General features: G+C 71.7%; 23 protein-coding genes and 1 pseudogene. 15 read left to right on the forward strand and 9 right to left on the reverse strand.

The window, feature by feature from the left end:
- Positions 1-93 precede the first annotated feature (93 nt).
- The 5 genes and pseudogenes from OG385_RS27150 (at position 94) to OG385_RS27170 (ending at position 6,928) form a co-directional block, all read left to right on the forward strand.
- The gene (locus tag OG385_RS27150) at positions 94-3,567 is read left to right on the forward strand and encodes a DNA polymerase III subunit alpha (RefSeq protein ID WP_266858518.1); all 3,474 of its coding nucleotides are present in this window, start codon (positions 94-96) and stop codon (positions 3,565-3,567) included.
- Positions 3,564-4,559 carry a helix-hairpin-helix domain-containing protein gene (locus OG385_RS27155; protein WP_266858520.1) on the forward strand — a complete coding sequence of 332 codons (996 nt, stop codon included), beginning with the start codon at positions 3,564-3,566 and terminating at the stop codon, positions 4,557-4,559. Before OG385_RS27150 ends, OG385_RS27155 begins: the two co-directional genes overlap by 4 nt.
- Before the next feature lie 266 nt (positions 4,560-4,825).
- The gene (locus tag OG385_RS27160; protein ID WP_266858522.1) at positions 4,826-5,686 is read left to right on the forward strand and encodes a triacylglycerol lipase; all 861 of its coding nucleotides are present in this window, start codon (positions 4,826-4,828) and stop codon (positions 5,684-5,686) included.
- 218 nt (positions 5,687-5,904) lie between these two features.
- Positions 5,905-6,474: pseudogene (locus OG385_RS27165) on the forward strand (class I SAM-dependent methyltransferase); the annotation flags it as partial.
- Between the two features lie 79 nt (positions 6,475-6,553).
- The gene (locus tag OG385_RS27170) at positions 6,554-6,928 is read left to right on the forward strand and encodes a GntR family transcriptional regulator (RefSeq protein WP_266858524.1); all 375 of its coding nucleotides are present in this window, start codon (positions 6,554-6,556) and stop codon (positions 6,926-6,928) included.
- Positions 6,929-6,951: 23 nt separating this feature from the next.
- On the opposite strand, the gene OG385_RS27175 is transcribed toward OG385_RS27170, so the two are convergent.
- Positions 6,952-8,046, reverse strand: a complete 1,095-nt coding sequence (locus OG385_RS27175; RefSeq protein ID WP_266858526.1) for a DUF5925 domain-containing protein — start codon at positions 8,044-8,046, stop codon at positions 6,952-6,954.
- Between the two features lie 298 nt (positions 8,047-8,344).
- Here OG385_RS27175 and OG385_RS27180 point away from each other — a divergent pair, with 298 nt between their 5' ends.
- Complete coding sequence (locus OG385_RS27180; protein ID WP_266858528.1) at positions 8,345-9,154, forward strand: SGNH/GDSL hydrolase family protein; 810 nt, start codon at positions 8,345-8,347, stop codon at positions 9,152-9,154.
- Positions 9,155-9,392: 238 nt separating this feature from the next.
- On the forward strand, positions 9,393-9,656 hold the full coding sequence (locus OG385_RS27185) for a hypothetical protein (RefSeq protein WP_164267539.1): 264 nt from the start codon (positions 9,393-9,395) through the stop codon (positions 9,654-9,656).
- Positions 9,657-9,916: 260 nt separating this feature from the next.
- Here the strand turns inward: OG385_RS27185 and OG385_RS27190 are convergent, their stop codons facing one another.
- From OG385_RS27190 to hmgA, 5 genes are all read right to left on the reverse strand, one after another.
- Entirely contained in the window at positions 9,917-11,170 is a 1,254-nt protein-coding gene (locus OG385_RS27190) for a type ISP restriction/modification enzyme (RefSeq protein WP_266858531.1), read from the reverse strand.
- A gap of 64 nt (positions 11,171-11,234) precedes the next feature.
- Positions 11,235-12,419 (reverse strand): hypothetical protein, encoded by a 1,185-nt coding sequence (locus OG385_RS27195; RefSeq protein WP_266858533.1) that lies wholly within the window; start codon positions 12,417-12,419, stop codon positions 11,235-11,237.
- A 13-nt stretch (positions 12,420-12,432) separates the two neighbouring features.
- The gene (locus OG385_RS27200) at positions 12,433-13,566 is read right to left on the reverse strand and encodes an SPFH domain-containing protein (protein WP_266858534.1); all 1,134 of its coding nucleotides are present in this window, start codon (positions 13,564-13,566) and stop codon (positions 12,433-12,435) included.
- Between the two features lie 170 nt (positions 13,567-13,736).
- Positions 13,737-14,486, reverse strand: a complete 750-nt coding sequence (locus OG385_RS27205) for a GntR family transcriptional regulator (protein ID WP_266858535.1) — start codon at positions 14,484-14,486, stop codon at positions 13,737-13,739.
- 81 nt (positions 14,487-14,567) lie between these two features.
- On the reverse strand, positions 14,568-15,959 hold the full coding sequence (hmgA, locus tag OG385_RS27210) for a homogentisate 1,2-dioxygenase (RefSeq protein WP_266858536.1): 1,392 nt from the start codon (positions 15,957-15,959) through the stop codon (positions 14,568-14,570).
- Positions 15,960-16,061: 102 nt separating this feature from the next.
- Here hmgA and OG385_RS27215 point away from each other — a divergent pair, with 102 nt between their 5' ends.
- The 4 genes from OG385_RS27215 to OG385_RS27230 all read left to right on the forward strand — a co-directional run bounded on the left by OG385_RS27215 (position 16,062) and on the right by OG385_RS27230 (position 20,951).
- Positions 16,062-16,667: a TetR family transcriptional regulator gene (locus OG385_RS27215; RefSeq protein ID WP_266858537.1), complete on the forward strand. Its 606-nt coding sequence runs from the start codon at positions 16,062-16,064 to the stop codon at positions 16,665-16,667.
- 282 nt (positions 16,668-16,949) lie between these two features.
- Entirely contained in the window at positions 16,950-18,344 is a 1,395-nt protein-coding gene (locus OG385_RS27220) for an aldehyde dehydrogenase family protein (RefSeq protein WP_266858539.1), read from the forward strand.
- A 17-nt stretch (positions 18,345-18,361) separates the two neighbouring features.
- Positions 18,362-19,444 carry a Zn-dependent alcohol dehydrogenase gene (locus OG385_RS27225; protein ID WP_266858541.1) on the forward strand — a complete coding sequence of 361 codons (1,083 nt, stop codon included), beginning with the start codon at positions 18,362-18,364 and terminating at the stop codon, positions 19,442-19,444.
- A gap of 421 nt (positions 19,445-19,865) precedes the next feature.
- Positions 19,866-20,951, forward strand: a complete 1,086-nt coding sequence (locus OG385_RS27230; RefSeq protein ID WP_266858543.1) for a hypothetical protein — start codon at positions 19,866-19,868, stop codon at positions 20,949-20,951.
- 63 nt (positions 20,952-21,014) lie between these two features.
- Here OG385_RS27230 and OG385_RS27235 read toward each other — a convergent pair whose 3' ends face one another.
- Entirely contained in the window at positions 21,015-21,671 is a 657-nt protein-coding gene (locus OG385_RS27235; RefSeq protein WP_266858545.1) for a TetR/AcrR family transcriptional regulator, read from the reverse strand.
- A 134-nt stretch (positions 21,672-21,805) separates the two neighbouring features.
- Here OG385_RS27235 and OG385_RS27240 point away from each other — a divergent pair, with 134 nt between their 5' ends.
- The 3 genes from OG385_RS27240 to OG385_RS27250 all read left to right on the forward strand — a co-directional run bounded on the left by OG385_RS27240 (position 21,806) and on the right by OG385_RS27250 (position 24,098).
- Entirely contained in the window at positions 21,806-22,963 is a 1,158-nt protein-coding gene (locus OG385_RS27240; RefSeq protein WP_266858546.1) for an acyl-CoA dehydrogenase family protein, read from the forward strand.
- 131 nt (positions 22,964-23,094) lie between these two features.
- Entirely contained in the window at positions 23,095-23,382 is a 288-nt protein-coding gene (locus OG385_RS27245) for a YiaA/YiaB family inner membrane protein (RefSeq protein WP_266858548.1), read from the forward strand.
- A gap of 92 nt (positions 23,383-23,474) precedes the next feature.
- The gene (locus tag OG385_RS27250) at positions 23,475-24,098 is read left to right on the forward strand and encodes a TetR/AcrR family transcriptional regulator (RefSeq protein ID WP_266858550.1); all 624 of its coding nucleotides are present in this window, start codon (positions 23,475-23,477) and stop codon (positions 24,096-24,098) included.
- A gap of 63 nt (positions 24,099-24,161) precedes the next feature.
- Here the strand turns inward: OG385_RS27250 and OG385_RS27255 are convergent, their stop codons facing one another.
- A complete protein-coding gene (locus tag OG385_RS27255; RefSeq protein ID WP_266858552.1) occupies positions 24,162-24,623 on the reverse strand; it encodes a MaoC family dehydratase in 462 nt (153 codons plus the stop codon).
- Positions 24,624-24,784: 161 nt separating this feature from the next.
- On the opposite strand from OG385_RS27255, the gene soxR reads away from it, so the two are divergent.
- Complete coding sequence (soxR, locus tag OG385_RS27260; protein WP_266858554.1) at positions 24,785-25,270, forward strand: redox-sensitive transcriptional activator SoxR; 486 nt, start codon at positions 24,785-24,787, stop codon at positions 25,268-25,270.
- A gap of 59 nt (positions 25,271-25,329) precedes the next feature.
- On the opposite strand, the gene OG385_RS27265 is transcribed toward soxR, so the two are convergent.
- The gene (locus tag OG385_RS27265; protein ID WP_266858556.1) at positions 25,330-25,941 is read right to left on the reverse strand and encodes a hypothetical protein; all 612 of its coding nucleotides are present in this window, start codon (positions 25,939-25,941) and stop codon (positions 25,330-25,332) included.
- Positions 25,942-25,955 lie beyond the last annotated feature (14 nt).

The raw sequence follows: 25,955 nt of genomic DNA on the forward strand, positions 1-25,955 counted from the left end.
ACGCACCGTTAATCGCACAAGTATTCGAAAGTGGTCTATGGTGGAGAAGGGGGTCAGGAACGGACTGGATCATCGGAGCAGGAGGTGCGGCGGATGCCCGGTTTCACGCATCTCCACACCGTCTCGGGGTTCTCCCTGCGGTACGGGGCCTCCCACCCGGAACGGCTCGCCGAGCGGGCCGCCGAGCGGGGCATGGACGCCATCGCGCTGACCGACCGGGACACCCTCGCGGGCACCGTCCGCTTCGCCAAGGCGTGCGCCGCGGCCGGGGTGCGGCCGCTGTTCGGGGCGCGGCTCGCGGTCGGCGGGCGGGCGCGCGCCGAGGGTCCCACGCACCGGATGCGCGCCCCCGTGCGCGGCGGGGTGTTCGTCGACGAGTCCGTGCCCCGCGCGACCTTCCTCGCCCGGGACGGTGCGGAGGGCTGGGCGGCCCTGTGCCGGCTGGTCACCGCGGCCCACGCGGACGGGGACCGGCCCCTGCTGCCCTGGGACGAGAACCACGGGGACGGTCTCGCCGTCCTGCTCGGCCCGGACTCCGACGTCGGCCGGGCGCTCGCCGCAGGCCGCCCGGACCGGGCCGCCGTCCTGCTCGGACCCTGGCGGGAGGTCCACGGCGACGCGCTCCGCCTCGAAGCGGTCCACCACGGGCTGAGCGGCACAGGGCCCGGCTCGCTCAGACTCGCCGCCCGCACGCTCGGCTTCGCCGCCGAGCAGGGCGTACGCCCCGTACTGACCAACGCGGTCCGCTACGCCGACCAGGGGCAGGGCCCCGTCGCCGACGTCCTCGACGCCGCCCGCAGGCTGGTGCCCGTCGACCCGCGCAAGGGCCTCGACAGCGGTGAGCGCTGGCTCAAGGACGCCGGTGAGATGTTCCGCACCGCCGAGCGGATCGCCGAGGCGGCGGGCTTCCGCCGGGACACCGCGCACCGGCTGATCGACGAGACCCAGTCCCTGGCCGCCTCGTGCAGCGTCGACGCCGAGGACGACCTCGGTATGGGTACCGTCCACTTCCCCGAGCCGCGCCTCGTCGGCGCCGCGCACCGCACCGCCCAGCGCGTGCTCGCCTCCCGCAGCGCCGCCGGCATGGTGCTGCGCGGCTACGACCGCAGACGTGAGTACTGGGAGCGGCTGCACCACGAGCTGGACATCATCGCCTTCCACGGCCACGCCTCGTACTTCCTGACCGTCGCCCGGGTCGTGGACGACGTGAAGGAGATGGGCATCCGGGTCGCGGCCCGCGGCTCCGGCGCGGGGTCCCTCGTCAACCATCTGCTGGGCATCGCCAACGCGGACCCCGTCGAGCACGGGCTGCTGATGGAGCGCTTCCTCTCCCGGCGCAGGCTCGCGCTGCCCGACATCGACATCGACGTCGAGTCGGCCCGCAGGCTCGACGTCTACCGCGCGATCATCGGCCGCTTCGGCGCCGAGCGGGTCGCCACCGTGGCCATGCCGGAGACCTACCGGGTGCGCCACGCGATACGGGACGTGGGCGCCGCCCTGTCCATGGACCCGGCGGAGACCGACCGGCTCGCCAAGGCCTTCCCGCACATCCGCGCCCGCGACGCCCGCGCCGCGCTGGCGGAGCTGCCCGAACTGCGCGCCGTGGCCGAGGAGTCGGAGCGGGACGGCGGGAAGTACGGACGGCTGTGGGAGCTGGTCGAGGGGCTCGACGCGCTGCCGCGCGGAATCGCCATGCACCCGTGCGGGGTGCTGCTCTCCGACGCCTCCCTGCTGCGGCGCACGCCGGTGATGCCGACCAGCGGCGAAGGCTTTCCCATGTCCCAGTTCGACAAGGAGGACGTGGAGGACCTGGGGCTGCTCAAGCTCGATGTGCTGGGGGTGCGGATGCAGTCCGCGATGGCTCACGCCGTCGCCGAGATCGGCCGGGCCACGGGGGAGCACCTCGACCTGGACGACCCCGCACAGGTGCCGGCGGGCGACCCCGCGACGTACGCGCTCATCCGCTCCACCGAGACGCTGGGCTGCTTCCAGATCGAATCGCCGGGCCAGCGCGACCTGGTGGGGCGGCTGCAGCCGGCCACCTTCGACGATCTGGTCGTCGACATCTCGCTGTTCCGGCCCGGGCCGGTCGCGGCCGACATGGTGCGGCCCTTCATCGAAGCCCGGCACGGCCGCGCGCCGGTGCGCTTCCCGCATCCCGATCTGGCGGAGGCGCTGAGCGGCACGTACGGGGTCGTCGTCTTCCACGAGCAGATCATCGAGATCCTGCGGATCATGACGGGCTGCGGCCGGGACGAGGCGGACCAGGCGCGGCGCCGGCTGTCCGACCCCGAGTGGCAGGGGCGGATCCGCGCCTGGTTCGCCGGGGCGACTGCGGAGCGCGGCTATGCGCCCGAAGTCACCGCGCACACCTGGGAGATCGTCGAGGCGTTCGGCGCGTACGGCTTCTGCAAGGCGCACGCGGTGGCCTTCGCCGTGCCGACGTACCAGTCCGCCTGGCTCAAGGCACACCACCCCGCTGCCTTCTACGCGGGGCTGCTCACCCACGACCCCGGGATGTATCCGAAGCGGCTGCTGCTGGCGGACGCACGGCGGCGCGGGGTCCCGGTGCTGCCGCTGGATGTGAACCGGTCGGCGGTCGCTCACCGTATCGAACTGGTGTCCGGTACTTTCGGTGTCCGGCTCGCGCTCTCCGACGTCCACGGCATCAGCGAGGCCGAGGCCGGACGGATCGAGGCCGGGCAGCCGTACTCCTCGCTGCTGGACTTCTGGCAGCGCGCCCGGCCGGGGAAGCCGGTCGCCCAGCGGCTCGCCCAGGTCGGCGCGCTGGACGCGTTCGGCGCGAACCGCCGGGATCTGCTGCTGCACATCTCCGAACTGCACGCGGGCCGCAGCGGATCCGCGCACAGCGGCCAACTCGCCCTGGGGGAAGGGCGGAGGACGGCACCGGCAGGACTTCCCGACCTCAGCGACGCCGAGCGGCTCAGCGCCGAACTCGGCATCCTCGGCATGGACTCGTCGCGCCATCTGATGGAGGACCACTACGCCTTCCTGAAGGAACTGGGCGCGCTCTCCGCCCGGCGGCTGCGCTCCGCCGAGCACGGGCAGAGCGTCCTGGTCGCGGGCGCCAAGGCCGCCACCCAGACCCCGCCGATACGTTCCGGGCGCCGGGTCGTCTTCACCACCCTGGACGACGGCACGGGCCTGGTCGACCTCGCCTTCTTCGACGACAGCCATGCCACGTGCGCGTACACCGTCTTCCACTCCTGGCTGCTGCTGGTACGCGGAGTGGTGCAGCGGCGCGGGCCGCGCAGCCTCAGCGTGGTCGGCTCGGCGGCCTGGAACCTGGCCGATCTGGTCGAACTGCGGCGTACCGGCGGTCTCGATGCCGTCGCCGCCGCCCTGGCCGCGCCCGCACCGGACGGAAGGGACGGGGCGGATGGAAGGGACGGGGCGGACGCAACGGATGGGCCGGGCGACAACGGCCGGCGCATCCAGCTCTCCACCGGCTACGAGATGAACCCCTGGGCGGACCTCAGGCCCGCCGGGGACCCGAACGCCACCGGGCGCAAGCTCTGGCACTCCAGCCAGGGGAGCGCGGGATGATCCTCTCCGTACGGTTCACGCCCGAGGCCCTGCCCCTCGGCCTGATCGAGGACCTCACCCCGGTGGTCCAGGCGTTCCCGCCCGACTCCGCGCTCATCGATGTCGGCGGCGCGCAGCGGTACTTCGGGCGGAGCGCCACCGAACTCGCCGCGCTGCTGCGGGTGCGCGCGCTCGCCCACCACGGTCTCGACTGCGCGATCGGGGTGGGCGCCAATCCGCTGCTGGCCCGGATGGCCGCACGGGAAGCCCGGCCGGGAACGACCCTGGTGGCCGGTGACGCCCGGACGTTCCTCGCGGACAAACCCGCCGCCGCGCTCCAGGGGGTCGGGCCGAAGCTGGCCCGCATTCTCTGCTCGTACGGACTCGACTCCATCGACAGGATCGCCGCCGCGCCCCTCGCCACCCTCCAGCGGATCGCCGGAGCGCGTGCCGGGCGCGAACTCCAGGAACGGGCGCGCGGCATCGACCGTACGCGGGTCGTGCCGAACGCCGCCGCCCGCTCGGTCTCGTCCGAACGGTCCTTCCCCCGCGACGAACTGGACCGCGACCGGCAGCGCGGGGCCCTGCTCTCGCTCACCGAGGAACTGGGCGCCCGGATGCGCCGCGAGGGGCAGGTGTGCGGCTCGCTGACGCTCACCGTGCGGTACGCCGACCGGTCCACCACCACTCGCGGCCGCACCCTGCACGAGCGGACCGCGCACTCGGCGGCGCTCACCGCCGCGGCGTACGCGATTCATGACGCGCTCGGGCTCCAGCGCGCCAGGGTGCGCGCGATCGCGCTGCGCGCCGAGGGGCTGACACCGGCCGAGCACGCCGCCCATCAGCTGATGTTCGACCCCGCCGACGACAAGGCACGCCGCATCGAGGCGGTCGCCGACCGGGCGCGGGCACGGTTCGGACCCGGGGCGATCGTGCCGGGGACGCTCGGGGTGCAGGACCGGCGACACATGCGCCGTGCGGGCAGGCCCGTACGGCGGTCCGCTGTACCGTGACCGGCGAAGGTCAGCGACCGGCGAAGATCAGCGACCGGCGAAGATCAGCGAACGGCGAAAATCAGCGGACCGCGAAGGTTCAGCGGACGCGAAGGTTCAGTGACCGGCGAAGATCAGTTTCTGATCCTCCATCAGTTCTTTACTGACGCGTAACTTCCCCCGCTACCTTACTCGCGCGTAATTTGGCGTGAGCAGAACACTCTGGTGGTCCGGGCCGCAGGGCGAACATCCGTCGTCACTCCCTTGAGTCGCAAGGAGATCACTCGATGATGCCCTGGAAGCGTGCGCTCGGAGCCCTCCCCGCGCTGGCGCTGGCGGTCACCGCCGCCGCGGTCCCCGCCGCTACGACGGCGCAGGCCGCCGCCCCCAGCAGCGGCTGGAACAACTACTCCTGCAAACCGTCGGCCGCTCACCCCCGGCCGGTCGTCCTCGTCCCCGGCACCTTCGGGAACGCCGCCGACAACTGGCTGGTACTCGCCCCGTACCTGGTCAACCGCGGCTACTGCGTCTTCTCGCTCGACTACGGCCAACTCCCCGGCGAAACCCTCTTCGACGGGCTCGCCCCCATCGAGCAGTCGGCCGCCCAGCTCTCCACGTTCGTCGACAAGGTGCTCGCGGCGACCGGCACCCCGAAGGCCGACATCGTCGGCCACTCGCAGGGCGGCATGATGCCGAACTACTACATCAAGTTCCTCGGCGGGGCGGCCAAGGTGAACTCGATGACCGGCATCGCCCCCGACAACCACGGCACCACCCTGTCGGGCCTCACCAAGCTCCTGCCGTACTTCCCCGGCGCCGCCGACATCCTCGCGAAGGGCGCACCGGGCCTCACCGACCAGGTCGCGGGCTCGCCCTTCGTCACCAAGCTCAACTCGGTGCCCGACACGGTGCCCGGCGTGCACTACACCGTCATCGCCACCAAGTACGACGAGGTGGTCACCCCCTACAAGACCCAGTTCCTCAGCGGCCCGGACGTCAACAACGTGCTGCTCCAGGACAAGTGCGCGGCCGACCTCTCCGAGCACGTCACCATCGGCCTGACCGACAAGATCGCCTACCACGAGGTCGCCAACGCCCTCGACCCCGCGCACGCCACCCCCACCACCTGTGCCTCCGCCGTGGGTTAGGGGCCGGCAAGCCCGCCGGTACGGCGGCGAGCGCAGGGCGCGGTCTCCCCTCCCGTCCCGGGGCTGGAGGGGAGTTGTATACGGACGCGCCGAAGAGGGAGATCCACGCGCCGCGTCCGCCGTACGGTCATGAACTGCCCGAGCGTCGCACGGAGATACACGTATGTTTCGCCGGGCATGTGATCAGCGGGATTGTCGGTGGGAGCTGAGAGCATCGGATCATGACGATCAACTGGGATGCCGCCGCCGACACCTTCGACGAGGAGGCCGACCACGGCCTGCGCGACCCCGGGGTGCGCGACGCATGGGCGGCACGGCTGAAGAGATGGCTGCCGGGGGAGCGGGCCGCGGTCCTCGACGTGGGCTGCGGCACGGGCAGCCTCTCCCTGCTCGCCGCCGAGCAGGGACACCGGGTCACCGCGGTCGACCTCTCCCCCCGGATGGCCGAGCAGGCGCGCACCAAACTGGCCGGTGCGGACGCCGAGGTACTGGTGGGCGACGCGGCGCTGCCACCCGTCGGCGAGCGGACCTTCGATGTGGTGCTGGCCCGCCATGTGGTGTGGCTGCTCCCCGATTTCGAGGCGGCGCTCAAGCACTGGTGCTCCCTGCTCAACCCGGGCGGCCGGCTGGTCCTGGTGGAGGGCGTCTGGGGCGGCGTCGGGCTCTCCGCGGGCCAGCTGATGGCGGCCCTGGACCCGCTCACCGAGTCCGTGCACCACGAACTGCTCTCGGCCGACCCGGCCCTCTGGGGCAAGGAGGTCGACGACGAGCGCTATGTCCTGGTGGCGCTGACCTGAGACACCTTCAGCCCGGGATGCCTGGGTACCTGGGAAGCGGTGGTGGTCCTCCCTGGGGGAGAATCGCGGGGTGACTCTGAAGATCGCCATTGACGCGGATGCCGCCACCGCCCCGTACGAGCAGCTGAGGGCCCAGATCGCCGGACAGGCGCGCTCGGGGAAGCTTCCCGCGGGGTACCGGCTGCCGACGGTACGGGGGCTGGCCGAGGAGCTCGGCCTCGCTGCGAACACGGTCGCCAAGTCGTACCGGGCGCTGGAGGCGGACGGTGTGATCGAGACGCGTGGACGCAACGGCACCTTCGTGGCGGCCGCCGGTGACGCGGCGGAACGCGAAGCGGCGGAGGCGGCGCGGGCCTTCGCCGAGCGCGTCCTGCGGCTGGGCCTCGCTCCGGACGCGGCCCGCACCGCGGTCGACGACGCGCTGCGGGCGGTCTACGGGAAGTAGCTCCGGCAGGGGTACGCGCACCCCTACAGGTACAGCCCCGCGTCAACGCCCCGTTCCTGTGCGGGCACGGACGCCGGTCCCGTACCCCGTCGCAGCGCGTACAGCTCCGCGAGCGTCGTGCCGTCCCGGCCGACGCCCTCCTCCGTGCCCAGCCACGCCGCCGATTCCTTGCGGGTCAGCGGGCCGACCTCGATCCGGGCCAGGCAGCGGCCCGGACGCACCACGGCGGGGTGCAGACGCTCCAGGTCCTCATTGGTGGTGACGCCCACCAGGACATTGCGGCCCTGGCCCAGCAGCCCGTCCGTGAGGTTCAGCAGCCGCGACAGCGCCTGCCCCGCGGTGTGCTTGGCCTCGCCGCGGATCAGTTCGTCGCAGTCCTCAAGGAGCAGCAGCCGCCAGCGCCCCTTCGCCGAGCCGTCGTCCTCGCCGATGGCGATGTCCATCAGATAGCCGACGTCGTTGAACAGCCGCTCCGGGTCGAGCACGCAGTCCACCTGGCACCAGTCGCGCCAGGACCGGGCCAGTGTGCGCAGCGCCGACGTCTTCCCGGTGCCGGGCGGGCCGTGCAGCAGGAGCAGCCGGCCCGAGATGTCGTCCGGGGTGACCTTCATCAGGCCGTCCAGCGCATCGGCCACCGGTGCGGTGTAGTTGGCCCGCACCTCCTCCCAGGTGCCGGCCGCGATCTGCCGGGTGGTGCGGTGCGGACCGCGGCGCGGGGAGACGTACCAGAACCCCATGGGGACGTTCTCGGGCTGCGGTTCGGGCTCGTCCTGCGCGTCGTCCGTCGACTGCTTCAGTACCTTCGCCGCCAGCTCCTCACTGACCGCGGTGACGGTGACATCGGCGCCGCGGTTCCAGCGCGAGACGAGCAGCGTCCACCCCTCGCCCTCGGCGAGCGTCGCGCTGCGGTCGTCGTCCCGGGCCGCCCGCAGCACGGTCGCGCCCGGCGGCACCAGGGTGAGCCCCTTCTTGACGCGGTCGATCGAGGAACTGTGCGAGTACGGCTGCTCGCCCGTGGCGAAGCGGCCGAGGAACAGCGCGTCCACGACATCGGACGGCGAGTCGCTGTCGTCGACGTTGAGCCGGATCGGCAGGGATGCCTCAGGGTTTGCGGACATGCGCCCATGATCCGGCACCGACGCGGCCGGTGCACGCCCTTTGTGCCACGCGTTCTTCCCCGGCGGGACCGCCGTACGGCCGTCCGGGTCACTGAGGCCGTGTCACCGAAGGGGTGAATCACGGCCGTTGACGCCCGGAACCGCCGAGTGCCGGGCTTCACTGACGACGGGCGACCGTAAGCCGTCGGTGCGCCGTCCATGCGCCGTCGACGCGCCGAATACTTGGCATGAACACTTCCAGAGTGTGGCCCTGAGCTGGTACGACAGACGTGGCGGAAATCCCGCTCAAGGAGGTTCCATGAAATTGTCCAGATTTGTGACTTTCTCATCCTCTGTACTGCTCGCCGTCGGACTCGCCCTCACCGGGGCGGGCGCGGCGCAGGCCGCCCAACCGGCCGCATCCACCAGCTATGTGGCCCTCGGAGACTCGTACTCCTCCGGTGTCGGATCCGGCAGCTATGACAGTTCGAGCGGGGACTGCAAACGCAGCAGCCTCGCGTACCCGAAACTGTGGGCGGCGGCCCACTCGCCCTCGTCGTTCGCCTTCGTCGCCTGCTCGGGCGCTCGTACGAGTGACGTTCTCTCCAGCCAGCTCTCCGCGCTGAACTCCTCGACCGGCCTGGTCTCCCTCACCATCGGCGGCAACGACGCGGGATTCGCCGACACCATGACCACCTGTGTGCTGAAGTCCGAGGCGACCTGTCTCGCGGCTCTCGCGACAGCCAACACGTACATCGACTCGACGCTGCCCGGCCTGCTGGACAAGGTCTACTCGGCGATCTCCGCCAAGTCCCCCTCCGCGCATGTGGTCGTGCTCGGCTATCCGCGCTTCTACCAGCTGAACGGCAGCTGCATCGCCGGGCTGAGCGAGAAGGAGCGCGGCGCCATAAACTCCGCGTCCGACCACCTCAACGCGGTGACCGCCAAGCGCGCCGCCGACCACGGCTTCGCGTTCGGTGATGTCACCTCCGCCTTCTCCGGACACGAGATCTGCTCGTCCGACAGCTGGCTGCACAGCGTGAACATCCTCGATCTGACCGAGTCCTACCACCCCACGGCAGCCGGCCAGTCCGGCGGCTATCTGCCCGTGCTCACCGCGCAGGACTGAAGCTCGCCGTACGGGGGAGGAGGCCCTGTGTCCCAGGGCCTCCGTCCGGCTCCGTCCGCCTGCCGGCAGGACGGAGCGTGACCGGTCAACTCACCCTGGAACCAGATATATTCGGAGAGTTACCGTCAACCTCCGTATGGCAGAGGTGAATCCGGCGCCCGGGATACACGGGTGCCTCCGAGGGGCGATAGGGTTACTGTGCCCCGGGCCGGGTGCCCTCGTACGGGTGGGGAGTGACATGGAACAGATAACAGTGCGCAGCAGGCCACGAGTGCCTGCGATTACGTGCGGAAGCGGTGCGACCAGTTCGCGCCTCGACCGCCATCTCTCGGTGCTCGGCGGCCCTGTGGTCCCGCAGCGCGAGTCGGCAGAAGCGACGTCCCTGATGCGTGAACTCACCTCGCGTGACGTCGCACACTCCAGGACGGGCAGGGGTGCACGGGTGAAGCTCTTCGCGCCGCTGCGACGCCTGCGCCGCTCGCTCTTCGGCAGCCGCGGCTGAAACCTCCGAACAGGAACGACCGGTCCACGACCGGGCGACCACACCGTCCCGGTGCGGCGCTGCTCACGTCCCGCCCGTCATTCCCGGGGCGCACAGTGGCGCGCCGGTGTGTTCGCCGGTTCCGCACTCCTGACTTCCCGGCACCCTGAGCTTCCGTAACTCCGAGTCTCCACAACCCTGCCCAGCAGGCCCGGCCCGTCCGTGGGTCCTCCCCAGCCCGCAGGCCGGTCTGCTCCGGGCTCCGGGCCCACCCGGCGGTGTCACACCAGAGCGAACTGGCCTTCCGGGCCCTCCTCGTGGTGATCGAGCACCGACGCGGGGCGGCGGGCCGCCGCAGGTATCGGAAGGACGCCTGCCGCTTCCAGTTCGGCCCGTCCGATGCGCGGGCCCGACGCCAGCTTCCGCCGCAACTCGCCCTGCCCGGACCGGAGCCCGGCCAGCAGGGCCAGCACGGTGATCAGCTCCAGCAGTTCGGAGTTCCACTCCGGGGGCCAGCCGGCCGGCCGCAGCGCCTCCAGGGTGCCGGGCTCCGCCGCAGCGGTCCTGCGTCCGAACCAGAGGTCGAGCACCCGCACACCGCCCACGGTGAAGTCCCATGCCTCGGCGGGCACCGGGGAGATACGTCCGGTGCCGAGCAGCAGGGCCTCCTCGCCGGGGTCGTACGTGAGAACGTCGGGCCGGGGCGGGACGGCGGCCCGCACATAGGGCCGGCGGCCACCGGGCAGCCGGGGCCGGTCGCCGCCGCGCGCCCCGCGCAGCTGGATCCGCAGCAACCGCCGCCCCAGTTCGGTCCCGGACGACCAGAGTTCCGGGTCGGCGGTCAGCGGTACGGCGCACCCGCCGGGCGCCGTACCGGCGGCGGCCACCGCCCAGGCGAGTATCTGCCCGGCGGTCACCTCCTGCCCGTACCGCGAGGCGAGCAGATCCGCCAGCCCCGGCGCGATGTTGGGCTCGGTCCCGCCGGGCCTGCGGTGCAGCGGCCTGATCCGGCCGGCCCGGCCCGCCGGGGAGCGGCCGTCCGGGAGCACGGCGGAGACCAGCAGTGCCGGGCCGCCGTCCTGGGCCGTGCTGTCTCCCGCCGTGCGGTTCCGCGCCGCTCTGTCTGCCGCGGCGCCGGCCTGTTCGACGGCGAAGAGCTGGTGCTCGTCGGCGACCCGCCACAGCTCCGGGCGGGCGGCGTCCAGCAGCCGGTGGTCCGGGATCAGCCACTGCTCGTCGAACGGGCCGCATCCGAGCCGTACCGGTGCCGGACACGGGCCCGACTCACGGCTGAAGCGGCCCGTCCCGGTGGGCTGTCCCGGCAGCGCGGGTACGGAACTCTCCGGCGTCCTGGCCCTGGTGGGGCGGAACAGCCGCTCCCGTTCCGGCCCGTCGGCCCGTACCAGGGTGTCCCAGCGTGCCCTCAGCGAACGGGCGTCGGGCGCCACCACCCAGTCGCGCCCCAGCCGCGGGGACCCCACCGACCAGGGCATCAGATCGTCGAGCAGGGGAGCGTCATCCGTCACGGTCCGCATGCTAGTGCTGCGGCGGGCAAGGCTTGCCCCGTCCCGACGGGGCAAGCGCTCTCCAGCAGGACGATCACCGCTGTCTGACCACCACCAGGACGATCGCCGCGACAACGACCAGGGCGGCCACCACCGCGGCGGCGATCTTGCCCTTGCTGTACGGGCGTTCGCCGATGACCTCGGCGGTCCGTGCGTTGACCATGACCTGCCAGCTCTTGCCCGCGTAGAGATAGGTCAGGAACCAGACGGGCAGCAGCATCAGCTTGAAGGTGAGCCCGGAGTACCGGGTGTCCACCGAGTGCACCCGCTGTTCGTCCCCGCCGATGTCGGACCGGCAGTCGCGCGTAATGACGTCGGCCATCCGCTCCTTGGCCGTCACCAGCCCGTCCTCGGGCTCCACGTCGTACCGCACGGTCTGGAAACCGGCCAGGTACTCCGGCTGGAAGGGCTTGGCCTCCTCCAGCGGCCAGGGCGTCAGCTTGTCCAGCTGCTTCGTGGCCACGTGGTTGGTCCCCGCGACCAGCACATCGTCGAAGTCCCGGCTGACCGTCCCGGAGGCCGCGAACCAGCGGGTGTGCCGCACCTCACGGGTCTTGGTGACGCTCTCACCGTTCTCCGTCGTGGTGTACGTCTCGGTCACGTAGTAGTACTGACCACGCTGGCCCCGGTAGTGGGAGACCGTCTCCGCGTCATACGTCCAGTGCGGCAGATAGCTGCCCTTGAACGTCTCCGCCTCGCTGACCTTCTTCAGGCTGGAGGGGGCGAACCAGCGGGACGACGTCCACTTGCGCAGCGCCTCACGGGCGTTGTTGCGGTCCAGACCGAACGGGACCACCGCCTCCGGTGCCACACGTTCGGTGGCGTCCGGCTCCGCGACCAGCGCCGTAGCGCAGAACTGGCAGCGGGCGGAGAGGTCGTCGGTCTCGGTGTGGGCGGCGCAGCCGGGGCAGACATACGCCCGCACGCCCGCGGGCACGGAGCCCCGCGGCTTGGCGGGGAGCATGGCCAGCTCGTCCCAGCTGTGCTCGCGCACCTGGCGGGGCACGGAGGTGACAGCCTGCTCCTGACCGCAGTACGGGCAGCGCATCGCGTCGGAGCCGGGAGCGAACTCCACGGTGGCGCCGCACGCCTGGCACGGATAGGAGAGGGAAGCGGCCCCGGGCACGGCGGCCCCGGCGGCCGGATCCGCGGCCGGATCCGCGGCCGGATCCGCGGCCGGTCCGGTGGGTGCGCCGTAGGGCTGATCGTTGCTGGTCATCGTCGTCCCTGCCTCAGCCCTGCTGCGGGAACGGTGGCGGAACGGACCCGAGGAGTCTGCTGATCCCCGGCACCTGGTCGGCGGGGAGCCAGCCCGCCATCCCGTCCTTCCAGACGAGCGTCTCGCGCGTCAGGGTGCCCGCGCCCACCAGGCCGCTGAGCGCGGCGCTGTCGTACGGTCCCTGCTGGGCGCCGTTGACACCGACGAACCACTGCTCCTGCGCGGGCAGCGGCGGCGGACCTGCCGCCGGTGCGGGCGCCGCGGCAGGGGCGGGCGCCGCTGCGGCCTGCTGCGGGGCGAGCCCTGCGGCCATCCGCTGACCTGCGGCCATGCCGAGGCCCAGACCCATGCCCTCGCCGACACCGCTGCCGGGGGTCCGCGCACCGGCGCCGAGCGCGTCGGCCGCCTGGAACTGGGTGTACTGGTCGAGATTGCCCGCGATGCCCATCCGGGAGCGGGTGTCGATGGCCTGCTCCACCTCCGGCGGCAGCGAGATGTTCTCGATGATGAACTTGGGCACCGCGATACCGACCGGCGTCAGCTCCTGGGTGAGCACACCCGCCAGCTTCACGCCGATGGCGTCCTGCTGGGTCGCCAGATCCAGCATCGGTACGCCCGAGTTGGCCAGCGCGCTGCCCAGCTTGCCGACGATCAGCTGGCGCAGGTACTCCTGCACCTCCTCGGTGCGGAACTGCGGGTCGGTGCCCGCCAGTTCGCGCAGCAGCGCGGCCGGATCCACCACCCGTGCGGCGAAGGCGCCGAAGGCCCGGAGCCGCACCATGCCGAACTCGGGGTCGCGGACGATGACGGGGTTCTGCGTGCCCCATTTCATGTCGGTGAACTGACGGGTGGTGACGAAGTACACCTCGGCCTTGAACGGCGAGTTGAACCCGTACTTCCAGCCCTTCAGCGTGGCGAGCAGCGGCAGGTTCTGCGTTTCCAGCGTGTACGTGCCGGGCTGGAAGACGTCCGCGATCCGGCCCTCGTTGACGAAGACCGCCGTCTGCGACTCGCGTACGACGAGCCTGGCACCCATCTTGATCTCGTTGTCATGACGCGGGAATCGCCACACGATGGTGTCCCGGCTGTCGTCGGTCCACTCGACGATGTCAATGAATTCTCCGCGGATGCTGTCGAACAGCCCCATGGAACCTCCCCCTCTCGCGTTCGCGCGCCTTTCCCGACCCGCCCGGGAACGATAGCAACCGGTTCGGACACCTGGTCGGGCCGTCCGCCGGCACGGGCGCGCAGGCCGGAGGCCCGGAACACCCGTCTTCAACAGGTCAGGGCGCTCGACAGATCACGGCGCTCGACACGTCAGGGCGCTTCCACCGTCACCGAGAAGGAGAACTTGTCACCCCGGTACCGGATCCGGGCCACATCGACGACCTGGCCCGCCTCGTCGTACGTCACGCCCGTGTAGTGCAGGATCGGCGAGAGCAGCGGAACCTGGAGCAGTTCGGCCGTCACCGGGTCCGCCAGCCGGGCCTCGACCGTGTCGGTGATCCGGCTGATCCGCACCCCGACCCCGTCGCGCAGGACCTTGGTCATCGGCCAGCGCTCCAGGTCGCTGATCCGGACGGCGGCGGCGATCTCCGGACGGAGCGCGTTCTCCGCCCAGTTGGTCGGCTCACCGCTCTCGCTGTCGCAGCGCAGCCGGGTGTAGTCGACTATCTCGTCCAGCCCGGGGAAGTGCTCGGCGAGCTCACCCGGCACCGGGACCGGGCCGTGGCTGAGTACGGTCGTCCGCTCGCCCGACTGCTGGGCGACGATCGCGTCGATCGACCCCAGCAGACGGCGCGGAGCGCTCGGCCGTGCGCCGGGATCGATGAAGGTGCCGCGCCGCCGGTGCCGGGTGATCAGGCCCTCCGTCTCCAGCTCCTTCAGGGCCTGGCGCATGGTGAGCACGCTGACGCGGTAGTGCCCGGCCAGCTGCTCCTCGGTCGGCAGCCGCAGCGGATCCTGCGGACGGCGGCCCAGTATCGAGGCCCGCAGCGACTGCGAGACCTGATACCAGAGGGGCAGTCTGCGGTTCAGGACCAGCGAGTCGGGCGCGAAGGCGGTCACGTGGGTCTCCGTACGTACGGACGGTCGGCCGTGCCGGCACCGGACAGCCGGTGATCTTCGACCGTGCTGTCCGAGTATCCCTCAGCCCTCCCAGTGCCTGGCCAGCCCCTGCCACACGTTGTCGTACCCGGTCTGCAGATGACCGGCCTCCGCCGCCTGCGCGGTCGTCGTCACCGGCCAGCGCGTCTCGAACATGAAGGCGAGCCCGTCGTCGATCTTCTGCGGCTTGAGCTCGGCGACGCCGGCCCGCTCGAAGGTCTCCCGGTCCGGACCGTGCGCGGACATCATGTTGTGCAGGGAGCCGCCACCCGGTACGAATCCGCCCTTGCCCGCCGTCTTCGCGTCGTACGCGCCCTCGATCAGCCCCATGTACTCGCTCATCACATTGCGGTGGAAGTAGGGCGGCCGGAACGTGTCCTCGCCGACCAGCCAGCGCGGCGCGAAGACCACGAAGTCGACACCGGCGAGACCCTCGGTGTCGGACGGGGACGTCAGCACCGTGAAGATCGACGGGTCCGGGTGGTCGTAGCTGATGGACCCCATCACATTGAACCGGTGCAGGTCGTAGACGTACGGCGCGTGGTTGCCGTGCCAGGCCACGACGTCCAGCGGCGAGTGGTCGTACTCCGCGGCCCAGAGATTGCCGCAGTACTTGTTGACCACCTGGACCGGGCGCCCGGCGACGCCGTCGTCCTCGTAGGCGGCCACCGGGGCCAGGAAGTCCCGTGCGTTCGCCAGGCCGTTGGCGCCGATCGGGCCGAGGTCGGGGAGCTGGAAGGGGCGGCCGTAGTTCTCGCAGACATAGCCGCGGACCACTCCGTCGAGCAGCTCGACGCGGAACCGGACCCCGCGCGGGATCAGCGCGACCTCACCGGGCCGCGCGCTCAGCAGCCCCAGCTCGGTACGGATGAGGAGCCCGCCGCTCTCCGGGACGATCAGTAGCTCGCCGTCGGCGTCGCTGAACACCCGGTCCTTCATGGGGGAGTTGGCGTGGTAGAGGTGCACCGCCATCCCGGAGCGGCTGCTCGCGTCGCCGTTGCCGCCCAGCGTCCACAGGCCGGCCAGGAAGTCCGTGCCCGGGGCGGGCTCGGGCAGTGGGTCCCAGCGCAGCCGGTTGGGGTCGGGGACCTTCTCGGTGAACGGCGCACCGCGCACCGCGCCGTTGTCGATCCGTACGAAGGGCGGGTGGGCGGCCGACGGCCTGATCCGGTAGAGCCAGGAGCGGCGGTTGTGCGCGCGTGGCTCGGTGAAGGCGGTGCCGCTGAGCTGTTCCGCGTACAGCCCGAGCGGGGCGCGCTGCGGCGAGTTCCGGCCGTGCGGCAGGGCGCCGGACACCGCCTCCGTGCTGTGCTCGTTGCCGAAACCCGACGAGTACGTCAGCGCCCCGGCCGTCTCTCTGGCCTGCTCGACTGCGCCGGCCTGCTCGATCTCTCTGGCCCGCTCGATCTCTCTGGCCTGCTCGGTGGTCGTCATCGCTCGCTCCCGGGTGCCGAAAGAATCCTATGCTCAACAGTAGGATTGCGCTTACCGCGCGTCAACGGGGGGAAACCGGGGGCGACACCGCGCCGGGGCATCATGGAACGCATGGCCGATCCGAACGCGCTCCGGCGCGTCCCCGTACAACAGCGCAGCGCCGAGCGGCTGACCCGGATACTCGACGCCTGCGCGGAAATCCTCGATGAGGACGGTTACGAGCAGCTGACCACCCGTGCCGTCGCCGCGCGGGCGGCCGTTCCCATCGGCTCCGTCTACCGCTTCTTCGGAAACAAGCGCGCGATGGTGGACGCCCTGGCGCAGCGCAATCTGGACGGCTATGCGACCCGGATCACCGAGCGGCTCACCGGGCTCCCCGCGGCGGACTGGCGCGGGGTGATCGATGCCGTACTGGACGAGTACCTCGCCATGCGGCGGACCGTCCCCGGATTCGCCTTCGTCGACTTCGGCGGTCCGGCGGCACTGGACGACCCCAACCCGAAGGTCGCCGACCGCCTCACCGAACTGCTCGCGTCCCACCTCGGCAGGGCCGCCGACGGCACGCTGCGACGCAAGGTGCTCGTCGGTGTCGAGGCGACCGACGCGCTGCTCCAACTCGCCTTCCGCGGCGAGCCGTCCGGGGACACGGGGCTGATCGGGGAGGTCCGGGAACTGCTGCACGCGTATCTCGGACCCGTACTGGACTGAGCGCGCCCGGGCTGTTCGCCCCGCCATTCGCCCCACCAGGGGTGCGGCGCTCCGTCCACCGGGGATGAGCCCCCCCGCTCTGACACACCGATCTGCCCCGCCCCGCTCTGACGCACCCGGTCTGCCGTGCCTGTTCCGGCACGTCTGTCGCGGCATCGCCGTCGGGGGGCCCTGGCGCCGGAAAACTAACATCGCTAGTTTGGGCGGTGACGTCACCGCACGGCCCCGCACGGCGCCGGGCCGGGTGGCGCAGCGACATCCGGCAGGCTCTGGAGGAGTGCGATGAAGGCCCACGACGGCATGTACATCGGCGGTGAGTGGCGGCCCGCGGCCGGCCCGGACACGATCGCGGTGGTGAATCCGGCCGACGAGCAGGTCATCGGCCATGTCCCGGCCGGTACCCCGGAGGACGTCGACGCCGCGGTACGGGCGGCCCGTGCGGCCTTCCCGGGCTGGGCGGCGACGGCGCCCGCCGAGCGTGCCGCCAGGATCGGGGACCTGCGCGATGTGCTGGTCGCGCGCCGGGACGAGATCGCGGAGACCGTCACCGCCGAGCTGGGCGCACCCCTGCAGTTCTCCCGGGCCGTGCACGCGGGCGTGCCCGCGCTGGTCGCCGGTTCGTATGCGGAACTGGCCGCCACCCACCCCTTCGAGGAGAAGGTCGGCAACTCGACCGTCCTCTCCGAACCGGTCGGCGTCGTCGGCGCGATCACCCCCTGGAACTACCCACTGCACCAGATCGTCGCCAAGGTGGCCCCGGCGCTCGCCGCGGGCTGCACGGTCGTCCTGAAGCCGGCCGAGGACACCCCGCTGACGGCGCAGCTGTTCGCCGAGGCGACCGCGGAAGCGGGGCTGCCCGCGGGGGTCTTCAACCTGGTCACCGGCGTCGGATCGGTCGCGGGCCAGGCGCTGGCCGGGCACGACGGCGTCGACCTGGTCTCCTTCACCGGCTCCACCGCGGTCGGCCGGCAGATCGGCGCGGTCGCCGGCGCTGCGGTCAAGCGCGTCGCGCTGGAGCTCGGCGGGAAGTCCGCCAACGTGATCCTGCCGAGCGCCGACCTGGCCAAGGCGGTGGGTGTCGGTGTCGCCAACGTCATGGGCAACTCCGGCCAGACGTGCAGCGCCTGGACCCGGATGCTGGTCCATCGCGACCAGTACGACGAGGCGGTCACGCTCGCGGCGGCGGCCGCCGCCAAGTACGCCCCGGGTGAGCGGATGGGCCCGCTGGTCAACGCCAAGCAGCTGGACCGCGTCCGCGGCTACATCGAGAAGGGCGTCGAGGAGGGCGCCAGGCTGGTCGCGGGCGGGCCCGGAGCGCCGCTGGAGCGGGGGTACTACGTCAGCCCGACCGTCTTCGCCGATGTCACCCCCGACATGACCATCGCGCAGGAGGAGATCTTCGGCCCGGTCGTCTCGGTCATCGCCTACGAGGACGAGGAGGACGCCCTGCGGATCGCCAACGGCACCGTCTACGGCCTCGCGGGCGCCGTCTGGGCCGGTGAGGAGAGCGAGGCGGTGGCCTTCGCACGGCGGATGGACACCGGCCAGGTCGACATCAACGGCGGCCGCTTCAACCCGCTCGCACCCTTCGGCGGTTACAAGCAGTCCGGCGTCGGCCGCGAGCTCGGCTCGCACGGCCTCGCCGAGTACCTCCAGACCAAGTCCCTGCAGTTCTGAGCCCGGGAGCACCGCACATGGTCCGCGCAGCTGTCCTGTCCGCCGTCGGTTCCCCCCTGGAGATCACCGGCATCGAACTGCCCGAACCCGGCCCCGGTCAGGTCCGGGTCCGTCTCGCCGCAGCCGGGGTCTGCCACTCCGACCTCTCGCTGGCGAACGGCACCATGCGGGTGCCGGTTCCCGCGGTCCTCGGCCACGAGGGCGCGGGCACCGTCGTCTCGGTGGGCGAGGGCGTCACCCATGTCGCCCCGGGTGACGGCGTCGTCCTCAACTGGGCCCCGTCCTGCGGGACATGCCATGCCTGCTCGCTCGGGGAGGTGTGGCTCTGCGCCGACGCGCTGTCCGGGGCCGGCCGCGTCCATGCCCGTACCGCCGACGGCACCGAGCTGCATCCCGGCCTGAACGTCGCGGCGTTCGCCGAGGTGACGGTCGTCGCCGCGAACTGCGTCCTGCCGGTGCCCGACGGCATCCCGCTCACCGACGCGGCGCTGCTGGGCTGTGCTGTCCTCACCGGGTACGGCGCGGTGCACCACTCGGCGCGGGTCCGCGCGGGCGAGACGGTGGCGGTGTTCGGGGCGGGTGGTGTCGGCCTCGCGACCTTGCAGTCCGCGCGGATCGCGGGTGCGTCGGCGATCATCGCGGTGGACGTCTCCCCGGCGAAGGAGGAGCTGGCGCGGGCCGCCGGTGCCACCGAGTTCGTGGTGGCGTCCGGGACCACGGCCAAGGACATCCGCCGGCTGACGGGCGGCCACGGCGTGGACGCCGCGGTCGAGTGCGTGGGCCGCGCGGTGACGATCCGTACGGCCTGGGAGTCGACCCGGCGCGGCGGCCGCACCACGGTGGTCGGCATCGGCGGCAAGGACCAGCAGGTCACCTTCAACGCCCTGGAGCTCTTCCACTGGGGCCGCACGCTCTCCGGCTGCGTCTACGGCAACTCCGACCCGGCGCAGGACCTGCCGGTGCTCGCCGGGCACATCAGGGCGGGGCGGCTCGACGTCGGCGCGATGGTGACGGAGCGGATCGGCCTTGAGGGGATCCCCGGGGCGTTCGAGAACATGCTGGCGGGCAAGGGCGGACGGGCGCTGGTGGTCTTCGAATAGGCCCCTGGGCAGGGCCTCCAGGGGGTGGGGCGAGAGGTTCGCAGGGTGCGCGGGCCCGGCATCCCGGTGAACTTCCCGGCCGGGGAGCGCGGCACCGGGCGCCGTGGGTGACCGCTGCGTAGGGTCGCGCCGCCGGCCTCTCCGGCCGCACCGCCCCTGCCGCTTCCGGACGCGGGGCTCCCACCGCCGAAGGGTCTGCCCATGCCTCGCCTTCTCAGCCGTGCCCGCCTCAGCAGAGCCGCGCTCGCCGCGTGCGGGATTCCGGCGCTGCTCACACCGCTCGCGCTGGCCGGGGCCGGCCCGGCGGCCGGAACGCCGCTTCCCGGCAGCGCGGCACGCGGCGGCGGATCGGTCATCACCGTGACGACCGTCGAGGTGGGCAGGCCCGGCAACCGGGCGATCGGTGTCGTGCCCTTCACTGATGCCGTCTACCGGTCCTGCGCCGACGCCCCCCGACACCTCCAAGGGATGCCTGATGGTCGGCGGTGTCCGGCATCCGTACGAGATCGGGCAGCTCGAAGTCACCGTCGACGAGTGGGTGGCGTTCCTGAACACGGCGGACCCGACGGGCCGGGACCCCCACAACCTCTACGACAGCACCGAGAGTTCCACCGCCTGGCCCAGGTTCGGCCAGATCAACTTCTCCGCGCGGGCCCGCAGCGGCCACCACTACACGGTGGCCTATCCGCAGTGGGCGGACAAACCGTACGGCTTCGCGAACTTCCTGCGGTCGGCGCGCTTCGTCAACTCGCTCTACAACGGCCGGCTGATCTCCGAGAAGTCCGGGAACGGCGGCGGCTTCACGTCACGGACGTACAAGGTCCGGCTGTCGGCGCGCACCGAGCGGGGCATGTACGACCTCGCACGGCCGAAAGCCACCCGCTCCCACGCGTCGGGCTTCGTCCTGCCGAGCCAGGACGAATGGATCAAGGCCGCCTACTACGACCCGAAGGGCGGCGGCACCGACTCCTACTGGAAGTACCCGACCAACCCCGGGGTCTTCGGTGACGGTGACGCGACCGCACCCGCTCCGACGGCCCTGAACCCCTCGACCGGGGACGTCACCAACTCCGCGAACCAGCCGCTGGCCACCTACCACGCTTCAGGTCAGCCGGCGCCGGCCTGGTGCCCGGGGCAGGTGCGGCCGGATGTCTGCTCCAGCGTCAACCCGTTCGGCCTGGACCCCACGCTCTACGCCCGCGTCTACCAGGGCAGTCTCAGTACGGTCGGCCAGGCGCGGAGCACCTCGCCGTGGGGCACGTTCGACCAGGGCGGCAACGCGGTCGAGTGGACCGACACCATCGCACCGGCCCCGGCCGGGCAGGACTCCAGCCGCGTCTGGCGGCGGCTGCACGGCGGGACCGCCGGCGCCCCCGCCTACCAGATGTGGCCGTCGGCCGTCGGACTCCAGCCGCAGGACAATCCGTTCTTCGACCACGTCTATCCGTGGCTCGGCATCCGGGTCGGCGTCATCGGCACCCTGCGGACCGGCGCCCCGCGGGGCTGACTCCCGGCCGGCCGTGGCGGTGTTCCGGGCGCTCGCGGACGGCTGACGCGCGCACCGCGTGCGTCAGCCACCGTCCGCGGGCGGCCGGCTGTCCGCGAACTGCAGAGCCAGGCCGTCCACCAGGGCCCTGAGCCCGGTCTCGAAGGCGCCGTTGTCGACCTTCTGCCGGCGGTCGGCGAGCAGATGCGCCTGTCCGAGGTGCGGATAGTCGGCGGGGTCGTAGGCCGTCTCGTCGTCGACGAAGCCGCGCGCGAACGAGCCGAGCGCCGAGCCGGTGATGAAGTACCGCATCAGCGCCCCGATGTACGTCGCCTGGGCGGGCGGCCATCCCGCGCGGACCATCGCGCCGAAGACCGCGTCGGCCACCCGCAGCCCCGCCGGGCGCCTTCCGGGACCGTGGGCCAGCACCGGGACGATGTTGGGGTGGTCGCTGAGGGCCGCCCGGTAGGAGACGGCCCAGTCGTACAGCGCGGTGCGCCAGTCCCGGCCATCCGTCTCGTCGAACATCGACAGGTCGACCTGCGCCGAGACGGCGTCGGCGACCGCTTCGAGGATCTCGTCCTTGGTACGGAAGTGGTTGTACAGCGAGGGCCCGCTGACCCCCAGTTCGGCGGCGAGCCGGCGGGTGGAGACAGCGGCGAGCCCCTCGGAGTCCACGAGCGCGCTCGCGGTGGTGACGATGCGCTCCCTGCTGAGGAGGGGCTTGCGTGGGCGGGCCATGGCGCACATAGTAGGGCCTGCCACCCAGAAACTAGCAGTGCTAATTTAACGGATCCGGCCCGGCGGCCCGGCCGTCGGGCTGTCCGGCCGCCCGGCCGTTCCGGATGATCCGGCTGATCAAAAAGAGGTGCCCCATGAATCTGGAGCTCAGTGAGGAGCAGTCCGCGGTACGGCGGCTCGCCGAGGACTTCGTCGCCCGGGAGATCACACCGCACGTCGTCGAGTGGGACCGGGCGGAGAGCGTCGACCGCTCCGTGGTGCGCAAGCTCGGCGCGCTGGGCTTCCTCGGACTGACCGTGCCCGAGGAGTACGGCGGCTCCGGCGGTGACCACCTCTCGTACTGCCTGGTCACCGAGGAGCTGGGCCGCGGGGACTCGTCGGTGCGCGGCATCGTCTCGGTCTCGCTCGGCCTGGTGGCCAAGACCGTCGCGCACTGGGGCGACGAGGAGCAGAAGCAGCGCTGGCTGCCCGGCCTCACCTCCGGCGAGTACATCGGCTGTTTCGGCCTCACGGAGCCCGGCACCGGATCCGACGCGGGCAACCTCACGACGAAGGCCGTCCGGGACGGCGCCACCGGTGACTACGTCGTCAACGGCTCCAAGATGTTCATCACCAACGGCACCTGGGCCGATGTGGTGCTCCTCTTCGCCCGCTCCACCGATGCCCCGGGTCACCGGGGGATCTCGGCGTTCCTGATCCCCACCGACACCCCGGGACTCACCCGCCGTACCGTCCACGGCAAGCTCGGGCTGCGCGGCCAGGCGACGGCCGAGCTGGTCTTCGAGGACGTACGGGTCCCGGCGTCGGCGATGCTGGCGCCCGAGGGCAAGGGGTTCTCGGTCGCCATGTCGGCGCTGGCCAAGGGGCGGATGTCGGTCGCCGCGGGCTGTGTGGGCATCGCGCAGGCGGCGCTCGACTGCGCCGTGAAGTACGCGACCGAGCGCGAGCAGTTCGGCAGAACGATCGCCCACCACCAGCTCATCCAGGAGCTGATCACCGACATCTCGGTGGACGTGGACGCGGCCCGGCTGCTCACCTGGCGGGTCGCCGATCTGATCGACCGCGGCGAGCCCTTCGCCACCGAGTCGTCCAAGGCGAAGCTCTTCGCGTCGGAGGCCGCCGTACGGGCCGCGAACAACGCACTCCAGGTCTTCGGCGGTTACGGGTACATCGACGAGTACCCGGCGGGGAAGCTGCTGCGCGACGCCCGCGTGATGACGCTGTACGAGGGCACCAGCCAGATCCAGAAGCTGGTCATCGGCCGCGCGCTCACCGGGGTTTCCGCCTTCTGACACCGGGGCCCGCCTTCCGGCCCGCTCGTGGCCGCACCGGACGGGCACCCGCGCCGGGCGCCCGCTCTGAGTACCAGCGCTGAGTAGCTGTGCGGATGTGGCCGGTGCCACATCCGCACGATGCTGTCCCCATGAGTGACACACCGGTCAGACAGCAGAACACCGCCGCCTACTACGGCCAGGCCGTCGCCTCCTTCGCCGTCGCACTGGCGGCCATGGCGCTGGGCATCCTCAACCTGGACGTCAACGTCTGGGTGCGGGCCTTCCTCGGGCTCGGGCTCCTCTACCTCACGACATCCGCCTTCACCCTCGCCAAGGTCATCAGGGACCGGCAGGAGGCCGGCCAGATCGTGACCCGGGTCGACCAGGCCCGGCTGGAGAAACTGCTCGCCGAGCACGACCCGTTCCAGAAGCTCTGACAGCCGCTGCCATCGTTCTAAGCGCTTGCTCACCTTCGGGGTATGGTGTGCGTCCTGCAGCAGCGCTGCGTCATGGGCGGAAGGGGCGAGCAATGAGCACGGCGGAGGAGACGGCGGGCGGCGAGGAGCCGTGGGCGGAGGTCGGCCCCGAGGCAGCCAGGCGGCTGCTCGTCGCCGCGGTCGAGGCCTTCGCCGAACGCGGCTACCACGCGACGACGACCCGCGACATCGCGGGCCGCGCCGGAATGAGCCCGGCCGCGCTCTACATCCACTACAAGACCAAGGAAGAGCTGCTCCACCGGATCAGCCGGATCGGCCACGAGAAGGCCCTGGAGATCCTGGAGACGGCGGCCGACGGCCCGGGCACACCCGCCGACAGGCTCGCGGCGGCCGTCCGCGCCTTCGTCCGCTGGCACGCCGGGCACCACATGACTGCCCGTGTCGTCCAGTACGAACTCGACGCGCTCGCCGCCGAACACCGCACCGAGATCGTCGAACTCCGCAAGCGCAGCGACGCCGCCGTGCGCCGCATCATCAACGACGGTGTGCTGGCAGGGGAGTTCGACGTCCCGTACGTCGCCGGGACAGCGCTGGCCGTGCTGTCGCTCTGCATCGACGTGTCGCGCTGGTTCAACGTGGAGGGGCGGAGCACGCCCGACGAGGTCGGCGTGTTCTACGCCGACCTCGTCCTGCGGATGGTCTCCGCCCGCAAGTAGCGCGGGCTCAGCGGCGGCCCGGCGCCGCGGTGGTCCAGCGGTGCGGCAGTCCCGCGGCCGGTGTCAGAAGTAGTAGCGGGAGACCGACTCCGCCACGCACACCGGCTTGTCGCCGCCCTCGCGCTCCACCGTGACGGCGGCCGTCACCTGGACGCCCCCGCCCGCATCGGACACATCCGTGAGGACCGCCGTGGCCCGCAGCCGGGAGCCGACCGGCACCGTGGCGGGGAAACGCACCTTGTTGGTGCCGTAGTTGATGCCCATCTTCATCCCCTCGACCCGCATGACCTGCGGGACCAGCGTGGGCAGCAGCGACAGCGTCAGATAGCCGTGAGCGATGGTCGTGCCGAACGGGCCCGCCGCGGCCTTCTCCGGGTCGACATGGATCCACTGGTGGTCACCCGTGGCGTCCGCGAAGAGGTCGATCCGCTTCTGGTCGATCTCCAGCCAGTCGCTCGGCCCCAGCTGCTCACCGATCCCGGCGCGCAGCTCATCGGCGGATGTGAAGATCCTCGGCTCTGCCATGCGTGATCCTGCCTTTCCCAACAGTCCCGGCGGCCGGCGGCGCTCCGGCGGCCCCAGTGAAGTGTCCAAGCGCTTGCTCAGCATCGTAGGGCGCGCCCGTCCCTGTCAACGACCGGCCGCACCACCGGCCGTTGACGGAGGCGGGCAGTAGGCTTCGCGGAGTGCCGCACATTCCAGAGAAGATCCATGAGCTCACGGTCGGCCAGCTCTCCGCACGGAGCGGGGCCGCCGTCTCCGCCCTGCACTTCTACGAGAGCAAGGGGCTGATCAGCAGCCGCAGGACGAGCGGGAATCAGCGCCGCTACACCCGGGACGCGCTGCGCCGCGTCGCCTTCGTCCGCGCGGCGCAGCGGGTCGGCATCCCGCTGGCCACGATCAGGGGCGCGCTCGCCGAACTGCCCGACGAGCGCACGCCCAACCGCGAGGACTGGGCGCGCCTCTCCGCCGCCTGGCGCTCCGAGCTGGACGGGCGCATCGCCCAGCTCGCCCGCCTGCGCGACCATCTCACCGACTGCATCGGCTGCGGCTGCCTGTCGCTGGAGAACTGCGTCCTGTCCAACCCGGACGACATGTTCGGCGACCGCATGACCGGTTCGAGGCTGCTCCCCGGTCCTCCCGGTCCGGCTCCGGAGAGCGGGACCGGCTGACGGTCACGCAGGCTGTATCGGGCCCGCCGGATACCGGGCCCGGCCATCGGGCCCGGTTCTCAGGCCGCCGATGCCAGGGGTGAGTGCCGGGCGCTCCTCGCGCGGGCCAGCGCGGTGGGGGTGAGGACCGGCTGCGGTACGAGGATCCCGCAGTGGCTGCAGACAGGCCCCGACCACGGCTCCCGGCCGCCTCGCGAGGTCCAGGTCATGGTCTTCTCGGTACATACCGGGCAGGCGCCGGCCGGATCGGCCCTGAGGGCGGAAATCAGCCGCCGCAGAACCTCCGCCAGAGGGCGGGACGGGTGCACGGCGGGGTCGCCGCACCAGGCCACACCGCAGCCGCCCCAGGTGCGCCGGTGCCAGTCGTCGAAGGTGCCGGGACGCCGTATCCCGTCGTGTTTCTCACGCTTGCGCCGCTCCGCGAACTCCGCCTCGTAGGCGAGCCAGACGGTTCGCGCCTCTTCAAGTTCGTCGAGCGCGGCCACCAGCCGCGCCGGATCCGGGGCCCGGTCCTCGGGCCCGATGTGATGCCTGGCACACAGATGATCCCAGGTCGCCCTGTGTCCGTACGGGGCAAACCTCTCCAGACACTTGCGCAGCGAATACCGCCGCAGGGCAAGGTCGTGGTGGGGATCGCGCACCTGTCTCGCGAGACTCCGGAAACCGGCCATCGCACTGCCACCTC

The sequence above is a fragment of the Streptomyces sp. NBC_01306 genome (genome assembly GCF_026340465.1).
Classification (GTDB): Bacteria; Actinomycetota; Actinomycetes; order Streptomycetales; family Streptomycetaceae; genus Streptomyces.